The 19508-nt window shown below is 70.9% G+C and carries 20 protein-coding genes; 6 read left to right on the top strand and 14 right to left on the bottom strand.

Annotated elements, in window-relative coordinates; all coding sequences use genetic code 11:
• Positions 1-118: 118 nt before the first annotated feature.
• The gene (locus AC0680_RS28455; RefSeq protein WP_478634133.1) at positions 119-973 is read left to right on the top strand and encodes a dienelactone hydrolase family protein; all 855 of its coding nucleotides are present in this window, start codon (positions 119-121) and stop codon (positions 971-973) included.
• A 162-nt stretch (positions 974-1135) separates the two neighbouring features.
• A complete protein-coding gene (locus AC0680_RS28450) occupies positions 1136-1753 on the top strand; it encodes a flavodoxin family protein (RefSeq protein WP_478634130.1) in 618 nt (205 codons plus the stop codon).
• Between the two features lie 115 nt (positions 1754-1868).
• Here the strand turns inward: AC0680_RS28450 and AC0680_RS28445 are convergent, their stop codons facing one another.
• Together AC0680_RS28445 and ppk2 are read right to left on the bottom strand one after the other, a co-directional pair.
• The gene (locus AC0680_RS28445) at positions 1869-2477 is read right to left on the bottom strand and encodes a hypothetical protein (protein ID WP_478634127.1); all 609 of its coding nucleotides are present in this window, start codon (positions 2475-2477) and stop codon (positions 1869-1871) included.
• Between the two features lie 206 nt (positions 2478-2683).
• Positions 2684-3502 (bottom strand): polyphosphate kinase 2, encoded by an 819-nt coding sequence (gene ppk2, locus AC0680_RS28440; RefSeq protein ID WP_478634124.1) that lies wholly within the window; start codon positions 3500-3502, stop codon positions 2684-2686.
• A gap of 355 nt (positions 3503-3857) precedes the next feature.
• Here ppk2 and AC0680_RS28435 point away from each other — a divergent pair, with 355 nt between their 5' ends.
• Positions 3858-4976: a PP2C family protein-serine/threonine phosphatase gene (locus AC0680_RS28435; RefSeq protein ID WP_478634122.1), complete on the top strand. Its 1119-nt coding sequence runs from the start codon at positions 3858-3860 to the stop codon at positions 4974-4976.
• A 75-nt stretch (positions 4977-5051) separates the two neighbouring features.
• On the opposite strand, the gene AC0680_RS28430 is transcribed toward AC0680_RS28435, so the two are convergent.
• Entirely contained in the window at positions 5052-5891 is an 840-nt protein-coding gene (locus AC0680_RS28430) for an alpha/beta fold hydrolase (protein WP_478634119.1), read from the bottom strand.
• An 80-nt stretch (positions 5892-5971) separates the two neighbouring features.
• On the opposite strand from AC0680_RS28430, the gene AC0680_RS28425 reads away from it, so the two are divergent.
• Positions 5972-6454: a MarR family winged helix-turn-helix transcriptional regulator gene (locus AC0680_RS28425; protein WP_478634116.1), complete on the top strand. Its 483-nt coding sequence runs from the start codon at positions 5972-5974 to the stop codon at positions 6452-6454.
• 79 nt (positions 6455-6533) lie between these two features.
• On the opposite strand, the gene AC0680_RS28420 is transcribed toward AC0680_RS28425, so the two are convergent.
• Together AC0680_RS28420 and AC0680_RS28415 are read right to left on the bottom strand one after the other, a co-directional pair.
• Positions 6534-6947 (bottom strand): hypothetical protein, encoded by a 414-nt coding sequence (locus AC0680_RS28420; RefSeq protein WP_478634115.1) that lies wholly within the window; start codon positions 6945-6947, stop codon positions 6534-6536.
• A 108-nt stretch (positions 6948-7055) separates the two neighbouring features.
• Positions 7056-8159, bottom strand: coding sequence for a GlxA family transcriptional regulator (locus tag AC0680_RS28415; RefSeq protein ID WP_478634112.1), 1104 nt, complete (start codon positions 8157-8159; stop codon positions 7056-7058).
• Between the two features lie 159 nt (positions 8160-8318).
• Here AC0680_RS28415 and AC0680_RS28410 point away from each other — a divergent pair, with 159 nt between their 5' ends.
• The gene (locus AC0680_RS28410; protein ID WP_478634110.1) at positions 8319-8909 is read left to right on the top strand and encodes an isochorismatase family protein; all 591 of its coding nucleotides are present in this window, start codon (positions 8319-8321) and stop codon (positions 8907-8909) included.
• Positions 8910-9087: 178 nt separating this feature from the next.
• Here AC0680_RS28410 and AC0680_RS28405 read toward each other — a convergent pair whose 3' ends face one another.
• Positions 9088-9333, bottom strand: coding sequence for a hypothetical protein (locus tag AC0680_RS28405; RefSeq protein WP_478634108.1), 246 nt, complete (start codon positions 9331-9333; stop codon positions 9088-9090).
• Positions 9334-9760: 427 nt separating this feature from the next.
• Here AC0680_RS28405 and AC0680_RS28400 point away from each other — a divergent pair, with 427 nt between their 5' ends.
• Positions 9761-10930 carry a macrolide family glycosyltransferase gene (locus tag AC0680_RS28400; RefSeq protein ID WP_478634105.1) on the top strand — a complete coding sequence of 390 codons (1170 nt, stop codon included), beginning with the start codon at positions 9761-9763 and terminating at the stop codon, positions 10928-10930.
• A gap of 214 nt (positions 10931-11144) precedes the next feature.
• On the opposite strand, the gene AC0680_RS28395 is transcribed toward AC0680_RS28400, so the two are convergent.
• The 8 genes from AC0680_RS28395 to AC0680_RS28360 form a co-directional block, all read right to left on the bottom strand.
• On the bottom strand, positions 11145-12683 hold the full coding sequence (locus tag AC0680_RS28395; protein ID WP_478634103.1) for a hypothetical protein: 1539 nt from the start codon (positions 12681-12683) through the stop codon (positions 11145-11147).
• 330 nt (positions 12684-13013) lie between these two features.
• Positions 13014-13427 carry a DUF7144 family membrane protein gene (locus tag AC0680_RS28390; protein ID WP_478634100.1) on the bottom strand — a complete coding sequence of 138 codons (414 nt, stop codon included), beginning with the start codon at positions 13425-13427 and terminating at the stop codon, positions 13014-13016.
• Between the two features lie 119 nt (positions 13428-13546).
• Complete coding sequence (locus AC0680_RS28385; RefSeq protein WP_478634098.1) at positions 13547-13957, bottom strand: SHOCT domain-containing protein; 411 nt, start codon at positions 13955-13957, stop codon at positions 13547-13549.
• Between the two features lie 147 nt (positions 13958-14104).
• The gene (locus AC0680_RS28380; RefSeq protein WP_478634095.1) at positions 14105-15703 is read right to left on the bottom strand and encodes an MFS transporter; all 1599 of its coding nucleotides are present in this window, start codon (positions 15701-15703) and stop codon (positions 14105-14107) included.
• Between the two features lie 138 nt (positions 15704-15841).
• Entirely contained in the window at positions 15842-16402 is a 561-nt protein-coding gene (locus tag AC0680_RS28375; RefSeq protein ID WP_478634093.1) for a hypothetical protein, read from the bottom strand.
• Positions 16395-17744 carry a hypothetical protein gene (locus AC0680_RS28370; protein WP_478634091.1) on the bottom strand — a complete coding sequence of 450 codons (1350 nt, stop codon included), beginning with the start codon at positions 17742-17744 and terminating at the stop codon, positions 16395-16397. Before AC0680_RS28370 ends, AC0680_RS28375 begins: the two co-directional genes overlap by 8 nt.
• 85 nt (positions 17745-17829) lie before the next feature.
• Complete coding sequence (locus AC0680_RS28365; RefSeq protein WP_478634089.1) at positions 17830-19236, bottom strand: DUF2252 domain-containing protein; 1407 nt, start codon at positions 19234-19236, stop codon at positions 17830-17832.
• On the bottom strand, positions 19233-19433 hold the full coding sequence (locus AC0680_RS28360; RefSeq protein WP_478634087.1) for a hypothetical protein: 201 nt from the start codon (positions 19431-19433) through the stop codon (positions 19233-19235). Before AC0680_RS28360 ends, AC0680_RS28365 begins: the two co-directional genes overlap by 4 nt.
• Between the last annotated feature and the right edge of the window lie 75 nt (positions 19434-19508).

Below are 19508 nucleotides of genomic sequence, written 5' to 3'. Positions count from 1 at the left end.
CTGGGGAACGCTGCCCGGAAACGCAACGCGCTGTAGGGTAGGCAAACCGCATTTGACCTGCAAAAACGCAGGCAGGGAGCCTAGACCCGGGAGTGCCTCGATGATGCGCACGATGTCCATGGCAGATCATGACCTGAGCGGCTTCGCACGCGGCACCTTCACCCACGACGGCAGCACCCGCCGGATCCTGCGGCGCGGTACGGGGCCCGCGGTGATCGTCATCGCGGAGATCCCGGGGATCACGCCCAAGGTCCTTCAGTTCGCGGAACGCGTGGCCGCGATCGGCTGCACCGCGGTGCTCCCGGTGCTCTTCGGTACGCCCGGACGCTCGGCTCACCCGAAGGTCGACGGCCGGTTGAAGTCCGGGCTCTACACGGCCTCGTCGGTGTGGCGGGTCTGCGTGAGCCGGGAGTTCACCGTGCTGGCCACCGGGAAGACCTCCCCCGTGGTGACCTGGTTGCGGGCGCTGGCCGCAGCGGAGCACCGGCGCTGCGGCGGCCCCGGAGTCGGGGCCGTCGGCATGTGTCTGACCGGCGGCTTCGCCCTGGCCATGGCCGCCGATGAGCGCCTGCTGGCTCCCGTTCTGTCCCAGCCGTCCCTGCCGCTGGCCCTCACCAAGAGCCGGGCCGGCGGCATCGACATCTCCGCCGAGGACCTCGCCGCCGTACGGGGCCGCTGCGAACGGGACGGCCTGCGGGTCATGGGTCTGCGCTTCCGCGGGGACCGGCTGGTGCCGGGGGACCGATTCGCCTTTCTGCGACGCGAACTCGGCGACGCCTTCACCGCCGTCGAACTCGACGACTCCACCGCGAACCCCCAGGCCGCGATGCCGCCGCACGCCGTACTCACCGAGCACCTCATCGACGCACCCGGCCAGCCGACCCGCGCGGCGCTGGACCAGGTGCTCGACCACTTCCGTACCCGCCTGCTCGAAGAGCCCGGTGGTGCCGCGGAGACGCGGTCGGGCGCCTGACGCACCGCTGACCGCCGTCTCGTTCGGCCACGGCTCGTTCACTGTTGGAATATCCCCTGTAGACGGCGGGTTGGAGGCGAGGAACTCACCGTTTTCCCCGGGCGGCGGTCGGCCTCACGCCGCTGCGGCGGCCTCGCCCGGGGGTCCGAGACCGGAGCAGACATGACCACCGACGCGCCCCAGGGCACGGACCGTTCGTTCCTCTTCGTCCTCGGCAGCTCCCGCCCCGAGGGCAACACCGAGATCCTCGCCCGGGCCGCCGCCGAGCAACTGCCCGCCGATGTGCCGCAGCGGTGGGTGGACCTGGCCCGGCTGGCGCTGCCCGACTTCCAGGACGGGCGGCACGAGACCGGCGGCTGGCCGGCCGGGGAGAGCGAGGAGATACTGCGGCAGGCCACGCTGGACGCCACCGACATCGTCCTGGCCTCGCCGCTGTACTGGTACAGCCTCTCCGCCCACACCAAGCGCTACCTCGACTACTGGTCGGGCTGGCTGTCGGTCCCGGGTCTGGACTTCAAGGAGCGGATGGCGGGTCGGACCCTGTGGGGGGTGACCGTCATGGCGGACCACGACGAGGTCGTCGCCGACGGGCTGAGGACCACCCTCCACCACACGGCGGCGTATCTGCGGATGCGATTCGGCGGGGTGCTCCTGGGCAACGGTTCCCGCCCCGGTCAGGTGCGGGACGACGAACGAGCGGTGATCCGGGCCAAGACGTTCTTCCAGGGGGCGGCCCCGCTCGCCCGGTTCCCCTACGAGGACGGGGCCGCGGAGCGGTAGCCGACGAGCCGGCCGCCGCCGGTGCACCCCGCAGCCGGCCAACAGCGGGGGTCCCTGGGGGCGGTCGTCGGGCGCGCCGTGACGGTCGTCCGGAGGCCGGACGCGAACCGCCCCGTCAGGACTGACTGTTGAGGAAGCCGATCAGGCTGGCGCCCCACCAGCCGAGCTGGCTGACGGTGGCGACCGTACCGGACCGGACGAGCAGACGGCGCGGCGCCTCGGCGTTCCTGTACTGCTCCAGGCGCTGGCCGAGCCAATGGGCGTGGAGGCCGTTGAGGGTGATGACCAGGACCAGTGCGAGCTTGATCCGGGTCAGCGGCGAAGCCAGGTCCGGGTGGAGGAACAGGCCGGTGACGACGAGCCCGGCCAGCCCCAGCCAGATGGGGAACTGCAGGGTGCAGGCGGTGTGCAGGACATCGGCCAGGCGTCGCCGGCCGAGCAGCCACAGGATGGCGAACCAGTCGACGGCGAGCACGGATCCGAGGCCGACGACGAGTGCGACGAGATGCACGAAGCGGGCCGCGGTCTGCAGCGGTGGGTCGGCATGGAGGTGGCCGGCCACCCAGCACAGCACCGCGAGCGCGGCGGAGCAGAAGACGCCCAGGAGGATCAGCGCCCAGACCGGCGTGGGCGGGTGGGGCGCGGAGGCCCCGCGCTCGGCGGGTGCGGGCCGCCCCGGGCACCCGGCGGACCGGGGGACCGCGGCGGCCAAGGATCTAGGCATGGCTGAAAACTTTCGTTCTTAGGTAAGGTTAGGCGAACCTAAAGGGCTGACGTGCGCGAGTCAAGCTGGCCCATAGCGCAGACATTGCGAGCAAATCAGGCACTTCGGGGAGTTCCCGCTCGGCCGTAGAGCAGTTGACGCGCCATCGGAAGTCGAGCCCGCCGCATCGATTCCGGGGTGAGGGTCGGTATCGAGACGCGTCGCGGTCACTCCAGCCCGGCCGCGTGGTCGGGCACATAGGTCTGCAGGTCCCGGGGCGGTCGCCGGTAGCCGGTGGCCGGGGGCCGCGCCGGGAGCTCGAGTGCCGGCGGGGCGACGTCGCGGTAGGGCACCGTGGACAGCAGGTGGGCGATCATGTTCAGCCGGGACCGGCGCTTGTCGTCGCTCTCGACGACGTACCACGGCGCCTCCGCGATATCCGTGTGGACGAACATCTCGTCCTTGGCCCGCGAGTACTCCTCCCAGCGGGTCAAGGACTCCAGATCCATGGCGGAGAGCTTCCAGCGCCGCGTCGGGTCCTCCAGGCGGCGCCGGAACCGCTGCTCCTGCACCTCGTCGCTCACCGAGAACCAGTACTTGCGCAGCAGGATGCCGTCCTCCACCAGCATCCGCTCGAAGACCGGGCACTGCCGCAGGAACAGCTGGTACTCGGCCGGGGTGCAAAAGCCCATCACCCGCTCTACGCCGCCCCGGTTGTACCAGCTCCGGTCGAACAGCACGATCTCGCCCGCCGCCGGCAGATGCTCCGCATAGCGCTGGAAGTACCACTGGGTACGCTCGCGCTCGGTCGGCCGGGGCAGCGCCACGATCCGTGCCACCCGGGGATTGAGGTACTGGGTGACGCGTTTGATCGCGCTTCCCTTGCCCGCCGCGTCGCGCCCCTCGAAGACCACCACGAGCCGGGCGGCTTCGGCCCGCACCCACTCCTGCAGCGCCACCAGCTCCGTCTGCAGCCGGTACAGCTCCCGCTCGTACACCGAACGCGGCAGCTTGGCGTGTCCTGTACCGCCCTGTTTCTCTCCCATGCCGTCCCGCCCCTCACAATTCAGCCCCGGGCCGCGCCTTCCTGGACGCGACCCGGGGCCACCGGAGTTATCTTCATACTTGCATCGAGCGCCGGGCACCGCGCGTTGTCGTCGTCCGGACGGGGTACGGCGGCGCATCCCGCCGGCGTCCTTGTCGCGATCCGCGCCCCGGCGAGGTCGCCTCGCCGCCCTCGCCCCGTCACCCCGCCGGCCCCGTCCCGAAGCCGCCCACCTGCGCTTTCCCCGTCCGGCCGAGGACCGGCGCGGACCCGTACGGCCGCGCCACGACTGGCAGCCGCAATCCCGCACGAGGATGCTGGACACGTCGCACGGCGGACAGAGCGGGAGCGGGTACGTGAGGGCACCGAGCGCGGGTCGCACCACCGTCAGACGCTGGTGTCTGCGCCACCTCCAGCTGCTGCCCGTCATCCTGCTCGCCGGAGGCGCCTTCCTCGATTACCACACCTCCCCGCACTTCAGCGGAGAGGCCTTCTACACGGCCGCACCGATGACCGCCGCGGCACTGCTGTCGCTGCGCGCGACGGTCCTGGCGGCCGTCGGTGCCTGTGTCGCCGACTTCGCGCTGCTCAGCCACTTCGGTTTCATAGGGGGTTCCGGCGGGCGGAGCGAGCTGGCGGCGGTCGCGACCGTCTCGGCCTTCGCCATCGTCGTCAACCGCCTCATGTACTACAGCGACGTGCGGCTGCAGTCGGCCCGCAGAGTCGCGCTCGCCGTGCAGCGCGCCGTGCTGCCGGAGCTGCCGGCGTCGGTCGGGCCGCTGCGGATCGCGGTGCGCTACCAGGCAGCGGTGAAGGACGCTCAGATCGGTGGCGACCTCTACGGCGCACAGGACACCCCGTACGGCGTGCGCTGCCTGGTCGGCGACGTACGGGGCAAGGGCATGGAAGCCGTCAAGGTGGTGACCGTGGCCATGGGGGTGTTCCGGGAGGCCGCCGAGGAGGAGGCCACGCTCGCCGGGATCGCCGCCAGACTGGAGCGGGCACTGGTGCGGGAGAGGGCCCGGAGGGCGGGCCCCGAGCGGACCGAGGGGTTCGTCACCGGCGTGCTCGTCGAGATCCCGCACGGCGGCGAGGAGCTGCGGCTGGTCAACCGCGGCCACCCCGCACCCCTGCTGCTGCACGCCGGCCATGTGCGCAGCGCGGATCCCTCCGAGCCGACCCTGCCCTGGGGGCTGGCCGAGCTGGGCGCCGACCAGGACCGTGCCGACACGGTGCCCTTCCCCCCGGGGGCGACCCTCCTGCTGTACACCGACGGCCTGACCGAGGCGCGCGACCGCGCCGGGGACTTCTACGACCCGGCCACCGGGCTGACCGGGCGTGAGTTCCCCGGCCCGGATGCGCTGCTCGACACCCTCCTCGCCGAGGTGGGCGAGCACACCGACGGCCGCATCACCGACGACATGGCGCTGCTCGCGGTCACCCGCGACAAGGGCCGCACCCAGGATCCGGCGTAGGAACGCCGCGCTCCCCGCGGATGCCCGAGGCGCGGAGCGGAGAGGGGGTGGGACGGTCTTCGCCGTGCGGGGCGATCAGCCCAGGAACTCCCTCAGCAGCCGGTTGAGTCCGGCCGGCCGCTCGGTCGGGAGGGAATGGTGTGAGGCGTCCGGCACGGTGGCGACGGCCACGTTCGGCAGGAGCCGACGAGCCGCGACGGCGACCCGCCGGACATCGTGCGCCCGGCTGCGACCGGCCAACAGCACGAGGGTGGTGACGGTGCAGGCCCTCAGCTCCGCCGCCCCGGGACGGCGCATCACCACGACCTTCGAACGCCGGGCGCTCGCGGTGCTGTCCAGGAACTCCTGCCACCCGGGGTCGTCGGGGGCGCCGCCGGTCTCCCAGCGGCGAAAGGCGCGTTCGCGCTCGGCGGTGCGCCTCAGCAGCAGTGGCGCCGCACGCAGCAGGTAGCGCGGGCTCAGCGGGGCGAAACAGCCGGTGGGTTCGAGCAGGGCCAGCCGGCCGACCCGGCGGGGCGCGTGGAGCGCATAGCGCAAGGCGATCCAGGCCCCGTAGGAGTGGCCGCACAGCTGCGCCTCGTCCAGCCCCAGTGCCTCGTAGACCTCGTCCAGCCACGCCATGAGGTCCTCGGCACCGCGCAACGGCGCCCCGTCGTGGACGCTACGGCCGATGTCGCCCATCAGGTCGACGGCGTACACCCGATGGCTGCGGGCGAGTTCCTCGACGTTGGCGAACCACACCATCGACGTGGTTCCGCCGCCGGGCAGGAGGACGAGCGGGGCTCCGTCCGCGGGTCCGCAGACATGGACCCGCGTGGTGCCGAAGGCGGACGGTATGTCGACGCCGCGCACCGCCACCGGCCATCGGCGCAGCGCGGCGTCGTACGCCGCGGAGAAGACCTCCTCGTCGCCCACGACCACCCCCAGGCAGAATGACCCGACATCACTCGACAACCGAAACTCTCGATCATCGAGATAATAGCTCGGAGGGACGCATGGACGACCAGGACCCCGCACTCCAACTGGTCCATCTGCTGCGAGCCGTGACGGTGGAACTCGACCTCTTCGGCGCCGAGTTCGCCGACGACAACGGACTGCACCCCACGGACGTGCGGGCACTGATCCACCTGCTGGACGCCGGCCGGGCCGGTCGCACCGCCACCCCCGGATGGCTCGGCGCCCAACTGGGGGTGAACTCGGCATCGACCACCGCACTGATCGACCGGCTGGAGCGGCTGGGGCTCGTCCGCCGGGAGCGGGACACCCGCGATCGCCGCCGCGTGCTGCTGGCCGTGGAGGACAAGGCCGTCGCCATGGGCTGGTCGTTCTTCGGACCGCTGATCGACGAGATGGTCGCGGCGACGGGCTCCTTCGACGAGGCGGAGCTGGCCGCCGTACGACGCTTCCTGCTGGCGATGCGCGACGTCGTGGCCGCCGGACGGCAGGGCCGACGCGCGGCGGCGCCCGATGGTGCATGACACCGTCGGGCGCCGGGCGGCCGGGGGCGGGCGGACCGTCTGGAACGGGTTGTCCCGGGCCCTTTCGAAGCCCGTTGCCTCAGGCCCTGTAGAGCGCCTCTTCCAGGTTCCGCTTCACGACCGCTTCGTGCTCGCGGCCCCGGCGCTTGTCGCCGTCACGGTTGGCGTCCAGGGCGCTTCGGGCATGCTGCTCGGCCTTCTTGAGCAGGTCCCTGACCCGCTCCCTGTTGTGCGAGTGCCGGCAGGCGGGCACGGCGTGGTCGATCTCCCTGACGGTGGCGGAGTTGTACCGCGCGGCCTCCCTGGTGTCCCCGTCATTGCTGGACATGATGGCGTAGTAGTTGCGCGAATTGGCGTAGTCGATCCGGCTCTTGCACTCCGATGCGGCAGCGGCGGGCTGGGCCGTCGCGAGAGGGATGAGGAACGTGGCCGCGGTCACTGCGAGCGTCGTGGCCGCTCCCGCCGTCCTGAACTTCCCCGTTTTTCCACGCATGGCGACTCTCCTCGGTTTCGGGGCGCCTGCCGGGCCCCGTGGTGGTCGGCTGGTGGTCGTCCAGCAGCCACCCATCATGCCGATCTTGGTGAGGACGTCGCATCCTCTTCAGGTCGCAGACCTCTCCGCCGCGTGGGGGAGAGGGCCGGCGGGCGGTCCCGCTGATCGTGCTCCCTGCCCGCCCGGTCGAACGGTACCGTCGCCCGGCGCCTCGACCGCGGGGCCGCCGGAATGCCGGAAGCGATTGCGGTACTCCGTCGGTGTCGTACGCAGTTGCCGGCGGAAGGCACGGATGAGGGTGGCGGTCGTGTTGAATCCGCAGGCGGACGCGATGCGTTCGAGGGTGTCGTCGGTGGATTCCAACTGATTCCGCGCCACTTCGACGCGGGCCGATTCGAGGTAGGCGGCCGGGGTCATGCCGAGTTCCGTCTTGAAGATGCGGGTGAGCTGCCGATCGCTCACGTGGGCGTGTGCGGCGAGATCGGCGACGGTGAGCTGCTCGGCGATGTTCCGAGTGATGTAGTGCCGGAGGTCGTCCATGCGCCGCGTCGTCGAGACCGGTTCGATCGGGACGCTGAACTGGCTCTGCCCACTGGGTCGTTTCAGGTACATCACCAGCTGGCGGGCGACGCGCAGTGCGACGGCCTCGCCGAAGTCCTCGGCGACCAGGGCGAGGGACAGGTCGAGGCAGGCGGTGATGCCCGCGCCGGTCCACACCTCGCGGTCACGGATGAAGATCGGGTCGGCGTCGACCTCGATCGACGGATGGTCGGCCGCGAGTTGTTGCGCGGTCGACCAGTGGGTCGTGGCGCGTCTGCCGTCCAGCAGCCCGGCGGCCGCGAGGAGGTGCGCTCCCACGCAGACCGATGCGATGCGTCGTGACCTGCCGGCGAGCGTCTTCACCCAGTGGACCACCGTCGGGTCGGTGACGGCGTGGGCGCGCCGTTCTTCGTCGACCTCGACCGAGCCGGGGACCAGGAGGGTGTCGATGCTCTTCCTGGCCGCGTCCTGGAACGTGGTGTCGGGGAGGACGCGCACCCCGGCAGCGGTGGTCACGGGGTCCATGGTCTCGGCGGCCAGCACGACGCGGTACCCGGTCGCGTCGTCCACCTCCCGCCGCAGCAGGGAGAACACCTCCGGCGGGCCGGTGACGTCCAGCAGGTCGACGCCGTCGAAGAGGAGGACGACGATGAACCGTTCCATGCCGCTCAAGGGTTCTCCATCCGCTCGGCCCAGCGAGGTGGCGGCGCACCGAGTGTCGGTATCTGCAAGTTGCATGACATTGCCGCCATGTGAGGCGGATCGTAGCGTGGAATGCGCCACCGAGTGGTGGCCCGATTCTTTCGACACATGACCCAAGAAGGTGCGGCAATGCCTACGACGACTCTGCGGGAACTCAATGGCTTCGATCAGACGCCGGCGTCGCTGGCCGACGCGACCTTGATCCTGATCGACTATCAGAACACCTACACCCGCGGTGTGATGGAGCTGGCGGGATGGCGGCCCGCCCTCGACTCGGCCGCCGCGCTGCTGGCCCGAGCCAGGCGTGCGGGTGCCGAGGTCATCCACGTCATCAACGACGGCGGCGAGGGAACCCCGTACGACGTCCAGGCGGAGATCGGGCAGATCCACCCCCGTGTGGCGCCCGTCGAGGGTGAGTCCGTCGTCGTCAAGACCGCGCCCGACGCGTTCGTCGGCACCGCCCTCGGCGACCACCTCGACGCCGCCGGCAAGAAGGACGTCGTCATCGCCGGGTTCATGACGCACATGTGTGTGGCCTTCACGGCGGCGGGTGCGTTCCTGCGCGGCAACCGGCCCACCGTCGTCGCCGATGCCTGTGCGACGCGACCGCTGAGGACGGCGGTGGCCGACCTGTCCGCCGAACAGCTCCACCACGGCGCGCTCGCGACGATCGACGACCTCTACGGCGTCGTTGTCCCGTCCGGCTCGTCCTTGAACTGACCGCCGGATCACGGTACTTCGCTTCGCGGAACGCCGCGGCCCGCCCCGCGGGACCGCGGCCGGTGATCCGCCCGGCCGCCGCTCCGGTGTCGTCGGCGGCGAGCAGGATTTCCAGCCGGGCGAATATCACCCGGCATAAAAACATACGAATAGGCCGGGCAAGGTATTTGCTGCCCGGTTACTTCCTGAAGGCGTTGTTGCAGCCGATGGACGACCCAAGAGTGGTGGACTGCAGACCGCCGACGATTCCGACCTCGCCGAGGACATCCACGCCCAGATCGTGTGACCTGCACGAACTGCCCTGCAGGATCTGAAGCGAGGGGCCGCCGCCCGGTCCGCCGTCGGCATGGGCGGTTCCGGCGCAAAGGACGGCGACGCTACCGAGGGCGGCGATCCCCACGGCAGCCTTGCGAAGCTTGCACATTTCATCTCCGGTGGATTGAGCGAATGAAGATCTGCGATTGATCGACTTCGTGAGGTTACGAAAGGCTAATACGAAATAGGTGGCAATCTCCCGGCGGCGCGCCGAATCCCGTGAGCGCCGCGAACCGGTGCCGGTCGTGCGACGGATGCCCCTGCAGCCGACGTGACCGCAGGGGCTCCGAGCGGATGACCGGTGCCTGTCCGCCGGCGCCCGGCTCGGTGCGCTTGGGCGTCGCCCGGCCACCTGACCGTCGGACAACCTCGATCGGACGGCTTCGAACTCGCGCCTCGTGACGGAGGGCCGTCGACGATTCCCTGAACCGCGCCCACGGCCTGCGGCCCGTCATGGCCTCACCGTGTGGTGCGGGTCTCGTCATGTGGTAGGGGGAGCCCGAGGCCGGCGAATGCGGGCTGGGTAGCATCGGGGTATGCCGAAACACCTGTTATTCGTAGCCCTTTTGGGGCACGGGCACGTCAACCCCACATTGCCGTTGGTCGAGGAACTGGTACGGCGCGGGCACCGCGTGGACTACGCCACCACGGCCGAACACGGCGACATCGTCACCCGGTCCGGTGCCCGCTGGGTGGAGATGCCGACACCGGAACACATTCCGGTGCCCCACGAGTTCGGTCCCGAGACGTTCGGTGTCTTCATTCGCCATCTCTTCACGGCGATGAGTGCGACCTACCCGGTCCTCCAGGAGTACTGCGCCACAGAGTCGCCCGACGCGATCTGCTATGACGCGATGAGCTGGGCACCCCGCGTTCTCGCCGAGCAGCTGGGCCTGCCCGCGGTGCGCTGCATTCCGAACCTCGCCTCGAACGAATCGTATTCGTTGATGGGCCAGTTCCTGGAGGGGCTCGGCGAGGACAATCCCGTCGCGACCGCGGTCGCCGAAGGCTGTGCGGCATTCTCCGCCGACCACGGCATCGCGCTCGATCCGGCGAGCCTGGACGTCATCGAGAAGCTCAACCTCGTCTTCATACCGCGGGAGTTCCAGCCCGCCGGTGACACCTTCGACGAACGCTTCCAGTTCGTGGGCCCCTCGCTGGGCAGCCGCGAGCATGCCGAACCGTGGACGCCGGCGGACCCCGATGCGCCCGTACTGTTCATATCGCTGGGCACGGTCTTCAACGACCGGCCCGAGTTCTACCGCACCTGCATCGAGGCCTTCGCCGACGGTCCGTACCAAGTGGCCATGTCCGTCGGCGATTTGGACGTCGAACTGCTGGGAGACATACCGTCGAACTTCGACGTCCGGCCGCGATTCCCGCAGCCGGCCGTGCTGCGGCACGCCGCGGCCTTCGTCTCCCACGCCGGTATGAACTCCACGATGGAGTCCCTGCATTACGGCGTCGGACTGATCACCGTCCCGCAGATGCCGGAGCAGGCCGCCAACGCGGGACGAGCACAGGAACTGGGGCTCGGGGAGCAGCTGGACCCCGCCACGGTGACCGCCGAGTCGCTGCGTGCCACGGTCGCCCGAGTCACCTCCGACCCCGCGATACGCGCCGGTCTCGACCGGATGCAGAAGGTCGTGCGGGAGAGCGGCGGAGCGACCCGGAGCGCGGACCTGATCGAGGAGTACATCCGCTGAACGACGTCGTGTGACGTCGTGACCGGGCGTGGCCGGGGGCGGGTCGGCGGTTCGTGCGGGCGGTACCGCCGACCGGGCGGACGACCGTCCGCGCCCCCGGACCACGTGACGGGCGCTTCAGCCGGCACTCTTCGCCGGCTGAAGCGCCCGGTGACGCCGAGAACACGTCGTGGACGGCGTCAGTCCGTCGGGGGAGAGTCGAGGGCGGGTGCCCTCAGTGCCGCTTTCCCGCAGGGGTCCGGCTCACGGTCCCCTTGCCGCTCGCCAGCTTCCACTCGCGGTTCAGCGTGCCCAGCGGGATGCGGCGGTCGAAGATGGGCGTGCCGAAGATGTCCAGGTGGGCACGGAGCGCGCCCGAGACGTCGATGCCGCCGTAGGCGGACCAGCTGCCGGTGGCCGAGGCGGAGCCGTCCGTGCCGGCGGAGGCGGTGCCGGCGACCTCGGCACGCAGGTAGGGGGCGACGTCCGCGGTGACGCCGACCGCGCCGTAGAGGCCGACGCTGGCCTCGGCGCCGAGGGAGGCCTTGACCTTGCCGGCCGCGGCCGCGGTGGCCCGTATCGGTGTGCTGTGCATCTCGGCCTTGGCGACCGGTGCCCAGCCCTTGGCGTGCTGGTAGCTGCCGCCGACGGTGAAGTCGCCCTTGAGGTCCTGCTTGACGTCGACACTGGCCTTGCCGTCGGCGTCGACCTGGAGGTAGCAGGTGAGGTCGAGGTTGACCACGACCGGCACCGGCCCGACCTGGATGACGGGGTCGGCGTGCAGCTTGGCGAAGGGCAACCGCAGCGGCTCGGCCTCGGTGGAGGCGGCCGCCCGGCCCTTGAGCTCCCACTGGGAGGACCAGTCGCCGGACAGGGTCAGCGAGGCGCCGCCGACGCCGCCGCCCTTGCCGCCCTCGTAGGAGAAGTCGACCTTGGGGGCGAGCTGGACGTAGCCGGTGGCCGACGCCTCGGCGGAGACGGGGCCGCCGGAGGGCGTGGGCAGCGAGGCGCCCACGTCCAGGCGGAGGCGGCCGAGGGGCAGCGTGGCGCCCTTGGGGCCGAAGTGCAGTCCGCCGGTCTTGGCCCAGGACACCTTGACCTTGGGGGCGATGGGCTCGACCTTCATGGCGGCCGGGTCGACGGGCACCGTGCCGTGCGCAGTGGAGCCGCCGAGCAGCGCGTCGAGCGTGGCCGGGGCGGTCTTGACCTCGGTTCCCCGGTCGGTCTTGCCGACGACCTGGGTGACCTTGGCGAGGAGGCCCTGGGGCGCGCCGGGTGCCGGTGCGCTGGCGATGATATCGCCGACGGCCACGGCCGCCTTGGGCGCGGGCGCGCTCTTCGAGGGCGCGGCGGACGGGTCGGCGGACGGCGCGGTGGAGTGCGGGGCGGAGGGTGTGGCGGTCGGCGATCCGGACGGACTGCCGGACGCCGGCGGTTCCGACGGGGTGCCCGGCTTGCTCGGCGAAGGCCGCACCGCCGGGGCGGTGATGACGGCCCGTCCGCTGTTGCGGTCGAAGGACGCGACCTTGAGCGCGGACTTCTGGGCGAGTCGTCCCGGGTGGCTGCCGCCGGGCCGGGCCACGGCGCTCGGGGCGCCGCCGGCCTCGCCGTCGGCGGTGCCCTTGACGGTCAGCTTCGGTGCGGCGGCCGCCGTCTCCTTGCCGCTGTCGGACGCATCGGCGGACGAGTCGGATCCCGGTGACGAGCACCCTGCGACGAGCAGGGACGCGGTGGTGAGGGCCAGGAGAGGAGCAATTCTGCTGGATCTGCGCAAGGTGGGGTCCTGAAGGGGTGAAGTGGGGGTAGACCCGGGGAAGTCCGCGAGAGGCGGGCCCCAGGCAGGCGCCGCTACCGACAGGTAACGATCGGCAAGATCGTGTCATGGACATCAGGAGCAAAGAACCGATTCATCCGTCGTATGCGGATGATCTGGATCACATGTGCTCGGCGCAGATCCTGGGCGGTCCGGACAACCCGAACCGCCAAGTGGAGCGGTGTTGGTGAGTGGCCGTCATGAGCGGCCGTCGTGCCATCGCGGGGCAGACGCGCGTCACCGCCCTCCCAGGAGTGGGGGGCGGTGACGGGGAGTTGGGCGGTGCGGGGGCTAGAGGAGGCTCTTCTGCTCCACGACGCACAGCGCCCAGATGACGAAGGCGTACAGCGCGATCAGGACGATCGACCAGAGCGGGTAGTACGGCAGCGAGAGGAAGCTGCTGATCAACAGCAGCGCCGCGATGACGATCCCGGTGATCCTGGCCCATGTCGCGGCCTTGAACAGGGCGATACCGGCAACGGCGGCCACGATCCCGAGGATGAGGTGGATCCAGCCCCAACCCGTCACGTCGAACTTGAAGACGTAGTTCGGCGTGGCGACGAAGATGGCGTCTTTGGCGATCGCCATGATGCCGCGGAAGATGGCGAGGAAGCCGGAGATGGTGAGCATCACGGCGGCGAACAGGGTCAGCCCGCCGGCCAGTGCCTCGGATCTCGCAGGGCCGTGATTCGTTGTTGTTGACATGGTCTCGGACCTTCTTTTCGTCATGGCGGCTGCGATGGCGGCCGCCGACGGGCACCTGCCGGATCAGCCGGTCCGGCGAACCGCCGCCGGACGTGTCCGCCGGGTCTCCCGGCCGGCCGTCAGTGCAGGATCTTGTCCTTCGCCCGCTGGAACTCCTCCTCCGAGATGTCGCCCTTCGCCTTGAGGGCCGACAGCTTGGTCAGTTCGTCCGCGTGGCTCGTACCGCCGCGGGTCGCTGTTTCGCGGATGTACGCGTCGATCGCCTCCTGCTGGTGCCGGGCGTGCTGCATCTCGCGCTTTCCCATGTCCGTGCCGCGCACCATGACGTAGACCAGGACGCCCAGGAAGGGCAGGATGATGACGAAGATCAGCCAGCCGGCCTTGGCCCATCCGTTCAGGGCGTGGTCACGGAAGATGTCGACGATGACGCGGAAGAGGACCATCAGCCACAGAATCCACAGGAAGATCCACATGACGGTCCAGAAGGCGCCCAGCACCGGATAGTCGTAGGCCAGGAACACGTTGCCCATGGCTTTCCTCCTGTCACTCGGAGTCGCCCCTCCAGACTGCGCCCACCCGGGGGCGGGGACATCACCCTCCGCGGGTGAACACGGCGGGGGCCCGGCGCGTGCCCGGCCGGTCCGCCGGCCCCTGCCCTCCGGCCGTTCCCGTCCGCCTCAGGGGGACGCCTTCCCGGTGAGTCGACCCGTGGGCAGGTTGCGGGTGAACGGGAAGCCGGCGAGGGTGACGGCGGCGGCGGTCAGGACGGCGATCTTGAGGCTGTTGAGCTGGGCCTGGGCGTAGGCGTCCACGACCGCGTCGGCCTCGGCCGCCGGCAGCGAGGCGCGCTCGGTCGCGGCCCGGATCTCGTCGGTGCTCACAAAGCTGACCCCGGCCTCGATCGCGATCCCGGCCTGCTCGCGTACCGCGTCGGAGACCTTCGGGTTGTCGGCGATCTGAGTGGTGAAGGCGCTGACCAGGGTGCCGATCAGGATGGAGCCGATGAGGGCGGTGCCGAGGGAGGACCCCAGGTTCTGGGCGGTGTACTGGAGGCCGCCCACCTCGCTGCGTTCGGACTCCCCGACGCTGGACTGCGCGACATTGCCCAGTTGCGAGGCGAGCAGTCCCATGCCGAGTCCCAGCAGGGCCATCGACAGGGCGAAGTTGAGGTCGTCGATACGGGGTTGGATCGTGGCCAGCAGCCACACGATGGCGATGAGCAGCACCAGCAGGCCGGTGCGTACGATCGCGCGCGGACCGGCGAACCGGCCCAGGAGGGGGCCGCTCATGGCGGACAACAGCATGGTGATCGACACCGGCAGCAGCCGCAGACCGGTCTGGAACGCGCTGAAGCCCTGCACCACCTGCAGGTAGAGGGGGATGACGAAGAACAGGCCGAGCAGGATGAGGTTCTGGCTGAGCAGCATGCTCAGGCCGGACCGCAGCGGCGGTCGCGTGAACAGCGAGAACCGCACCAGCGGGTCCCGCCCGCGGCTCTCCCGCCGGCGCTCCCATACGCGGAACAGCCACAGGACGACGGCGCCCGCCGCGATGAAGAAGAGGGTGAGGGAGAAGCCGAAGACGGTGACGGGGGAGTTCCGGGGCTTCAGCCAGCCCCAGGAGCTGCTCTGCAGGACGCCCAGGACCACGATGGCCAGGCCGACGGCGGAGAGTACGGCGCCCGTGGTGTCGAGCCGGGGTCGCGGCGCGGGCGGTGGGTGGTCCTCGACCCACTGGATGAGGCAGAGCATGGCCACCACCAGGACGACTTCGCCGGCGAAGACCAGCCGCCAGGTCAGATACGTCGTCACCCAGCCGCCGAGCAGCGGGCCCACGGCGATGCCCGCCCCTGCCAGCCCGCCGACGACGCCGTAGGCCACGGCGCGGTCCCGGCCGGTGTAGGCGCCGGCCACGAGTGCGGCCAGGGCCGGGAGGACCAGTGTCGCGCCGAGGCCCTCGATCACCGACCAGCCGAGTGTGAGCACCCACAGGGTGGGCGCCACGGAGGTGAGTGCGGACCCCGTGCCGTACACCGCCAGACCGACGGCGAACATCCGCCGGCGGCCGAACATGTCGCCGAGCTTGCCTCCCGTGATCATGAACGCTGCCATGACCAGCGTGTAGAGGGTGATGACGGCCTGGATCGCGGTGACCTCGGTGTCGAAGTCCTCGACCAGCTGACTGATCGACACGTTCATCACCGAGGTGTCCAGCACCATCAGGAACTGAGCCGTGCCGAGGATGGCCAGCGGCCGCCAGCGCCCCACCGCATGCACCTCCACAGGTTCCGACGTGCCGCACGGTGCGATCCACCGCCACGACGGCCAGCATAGGCAGGGGTTGGCAACATTTATTGAGCTATAAGGCTGCATGTCCCCCGACTGGCCGGGGTGGCCGGAGCCGGTGAGCGGCGGTCAGTGCAGCGCGGCCTTCAGGGCCACGATCGTCAGGCCGAGGAGGAGATTGACCGCCCCGGCGACCACCACCAGGCGGCGCGGGGCACCGGCCCGGACGACCGCGACGCTCGCCCACCCCACCTGCTCGGCCGCGGCCACGGCGAGCCCCAGCCACGCCGCACCGTACGGACCGAGCCCCAGCAGCGGACTGACCGCCACGGCGGCGGCCGGCGGGACGGCCGCCTGGACGATCGGCCACTCGTCCACACAGACCCGGCGGATCTCCTGCCGGCTCAGGGACTCGTGCACCAGCCGGTCCCCGACGAGACGGGCGTAGACGTGCGCCGCCCAGAACACCACACCGGTGCACAGGAGCAGCAGCACCAGCTTGAGCCGCGGGAAGGAACCGAGGGTGCCCGCCCCGGCCACCACCGAAGCGGCGAGCAGCGATCCGTAGACGGCGCCGGCGTAGTCCCTCCGGACCGTGGCCGGCTCCCGCCGCTCGGCGTGTTCGGGCTCGTGACCTCCCACCGTTCCAGGATCCCCGGAGTCGGCGCGGTGCGCAGGGCGGTCAGCCATCGTCCCCGCTGAGCCCGGGGCCGGGCCCCGGCGACGCGGGCGCCGTTCGCGCGGCGGCGAGGATGCCGAGGAGCACCAGGACCAGCACCACGATCCCGAGGACCAGGGCCACCACGCCCGGGGTCGGGAAGTTCCAGAGGAACAGCGTCAGCGCTCCGGCACCGATGACGATTCCGGTCGTCCAGCCGCGGTGGCCGTCGAGCCAGCTGCCTGCGCCGCCCGTGCGCAGACCTGCTCGGGCGAGGCCCCGTCCGGCGGCGTCGGTGCCGCGGAGGGCGACGGAGCGTATCCAGCGGGCGCCGCGTCCGGGCCCGTAGAGATAGCCGGCGATCAGGACGATCACCGCGATGACGAGCACGGTGCGGGTGCTCTGCTGAAGGAACCGCACCAGGTCGTCGTAGACGGCGGCGGCCGCCTGCGGCGACTGGACCTTGGGCTGCACGGAGTCCAGGTACTTCCCCCGGGCGAAGGCGAGCGCGATGAGCAGGACGACCATCATCACGCCGATGCCCACGGACGCGCTCATCATGGCCACCCGGTGCGAGGGCCCCGACCACACGGCCAGTGCCGCCAGCACGATGACCAGCACGGGGAGCCAGACGCCGACGATGTTGAGCAGGCGCATGGCGTTCTGGGCCTTGCTCAGCTGGTCGGTCTTCACCAGCACGATGGACTTGTCGATGTCGGGGATCTTGTCGGCGTTCTTGAATCCCTCGTCGACCAGCTTCTTCTGCACCTGGCTGATCACGGTGCCGATGTCGAGGCTGATGGTGCTCCCCTTGGCCTCCACGGCGCTGCCGCCCTGCCCGGTGAGGACGTTGACCATCGCCAGGTGGGCCCTGCGGTTGGCGGCGTCCCAGACGTCCGCGAACTGGTCGCTGCTCACCACCTTGTTCACCACCGCGCGCACCGCGCTGGTGGCGCCGGACTTCAGCGCGCCGGCCAGCACATCCGCCTTGTCGACCACGATCGGCGGGGCGCCGGTCTTCTGCAGGGCACGGGTGAGCGCCGCGGTGACCTCCGCGGTGTTGACATAGCCGACGATCTTGTCCGTCACCCGGTTGGTCACCGCGCTCTGGACCGCCGGGTCCTTGGCGAGGGGCGCGACGGTCTGGACGTACCGGTCGGTGTCGGACATCTGGGAGTCCACCCAGGCGGCGACGACGCCGAGTGGGGCGAGGACGAAGGACAGCGCCAGCAGCAGACAGGTGACGACGTAGCGCAGCCGGCGGCGCCGCATGTCGGCGGCGCGGCGCAGACGCGTGTACTCCACCCGCTCGGCGGCGCTCAGGGGTCCCTGGGGGCCTTCGGGGGTGGGGGCGGCCGCGGATGACGAGTCCATCGCGTGCTCCTTCGCGCAGATCCTCGAACCACCGTCACCCGCCCCGGGCCGGGCCACATCACCCGTAACGGGCGGCCTTGTGCGGTCATCCGGCCCGGGCCGTGACCCGCCCCGTGCGCACGGCATCGGCCAGGGCCTGGTGGTCGCGCTCGTTCTGGTCGGCGTAGGCCTCGGCGAAGTCCGCCAGCGCCCGGTCGAAGGTGTCGGCCTGGCCCAGATAGGAGGCGATGGCGATCCGGTCGCCGGAGCGCGCGTGGGCGCGGGCGAGCGCGGCACCGCACAGGTCCCCCAGGAGCTCCATGCCGGCCGGGGCCAGGGTTTCCGGCTGGGGGGCGCCCTTCCAGTCGCGCAGCTGGCGGACGTAGAAGTCGCGCTGTCGTCCGTCGATGCCCACGGCCCGCTCCCAGCCCAGGAAGATGTCGCTGGCGGCCTGCATCAGCCGCTGGCCGCACACCACCCGCTCTCCCTGGTTGTCGTACGCGCTCGCTCCGGCGTACGGGGCCAGCACGGACTGCCCGGCCTCCTTGGCCTGGAGCAGCAGGGGGTCCTCGTCGTCCCTGCCGAGCATGAGCAGGATCCAGCAGCGGGTGCCCACGCTGCCGACGCCGACGACCTTGCGCGCGATGTCGGCCAGCCGGAACTGGTCGAGGAGATGTCTGCGGTCGGGTTGCAGGCTGCGGCGGTAGCCGTCGACGAGGGTGCGCAGCCGGTGTTCGAGCGCGGCGCGCTCGGCCTGGGGAAGGAGGTCGCCCAGCGGGACGAGCAGCGGCGGGTCGGCGGCGATCCGCCGGAGGCCGCCGACGATCCGGGTGAGCTTGGCGAAGGCCTGGAGGCTGTCGCGGCCACGTGCCTTGGCCAGCGCGCGGTCGATCTTCTCCCGCGCTTCCCGGTCCATCCGGCCGGAGATCAGCTCGCGGAGCCGGTCCGCATCGGCCTGGGTGTACCAGACGTCGAGATTGCGCATCCGCGCGAAGCGGCGCATCGCCTCGCGGTAGGCCCGGACGGCTTCGCGCACCACCGCGCCGCGCTCCTTGGCCGTGAAGCCGTTGTTGCGGCCGGCGACCGCGAATCCGGCGGCGAGGCGCTTGACGTCCCACTCCCACGGGCCCGGCAGCGTCTCGTCGAAGTCGTTGATGTCGAAGAGCAGATGCCGCTCGGGGGAGGCGAACAGCCCGAAGTTCAACGGGTGCGCGTCCCCGCACAGCTGCACCGGGATCCCCGTGTCCGGGGACGCCCCAAGATCGCTCGCCATGACCGTGGCCGCACCACGGTAGAAGTGGAACGGCGTCTCCAGCATGCGGCCGTAGCGAAGCGGTACGAGTTCCGCCACGCGCCCGGCGGACTGGCGCTCCAGCTGCTCGACCGGGTCGGGCCGCCGCGACGGAGGATCGAATCCGGCGTGGCCGGAGCGCGGCATACGGGCGCGCGCCGCCTTGCCGAGGGCGGCCCGCTCCTGCGGTGTCGGGGGGATGCCCGGTCCGGGGGCCGTCATGGTTCCGGCAGTTGACGCATCTCCAGGACCCGCAGGCCCAGATCCTGGAAGCGGGTGAGGAGCCCGTAGAGATGGGCCTCGTCGGTGACCTGGCCGACGAGGACCGTCTGCTGCGGCGCGAGCGCTCTGTCCAGCTCGGGAAACGCCTCGGCCATCACCGTCGAGATGCGGCCGGTCACGCGGAACTCGTATCGCATGAGCGCGCGCCTCCCCGGCGTCGGTGCGGTCGGTCCCTTCCATGCTCGGCGGCCACCGGGCGCGGCCACATCACC

The sequence above is a fragment of the Streptomyces sp. NPDC043738 genome (assembly GCF_056436545.1).
The sequence above is the reverse complement of the archived record's forward strand: the minus strand, read 5'-3'. Positions and strand labels throughout refer to the sequence as shown.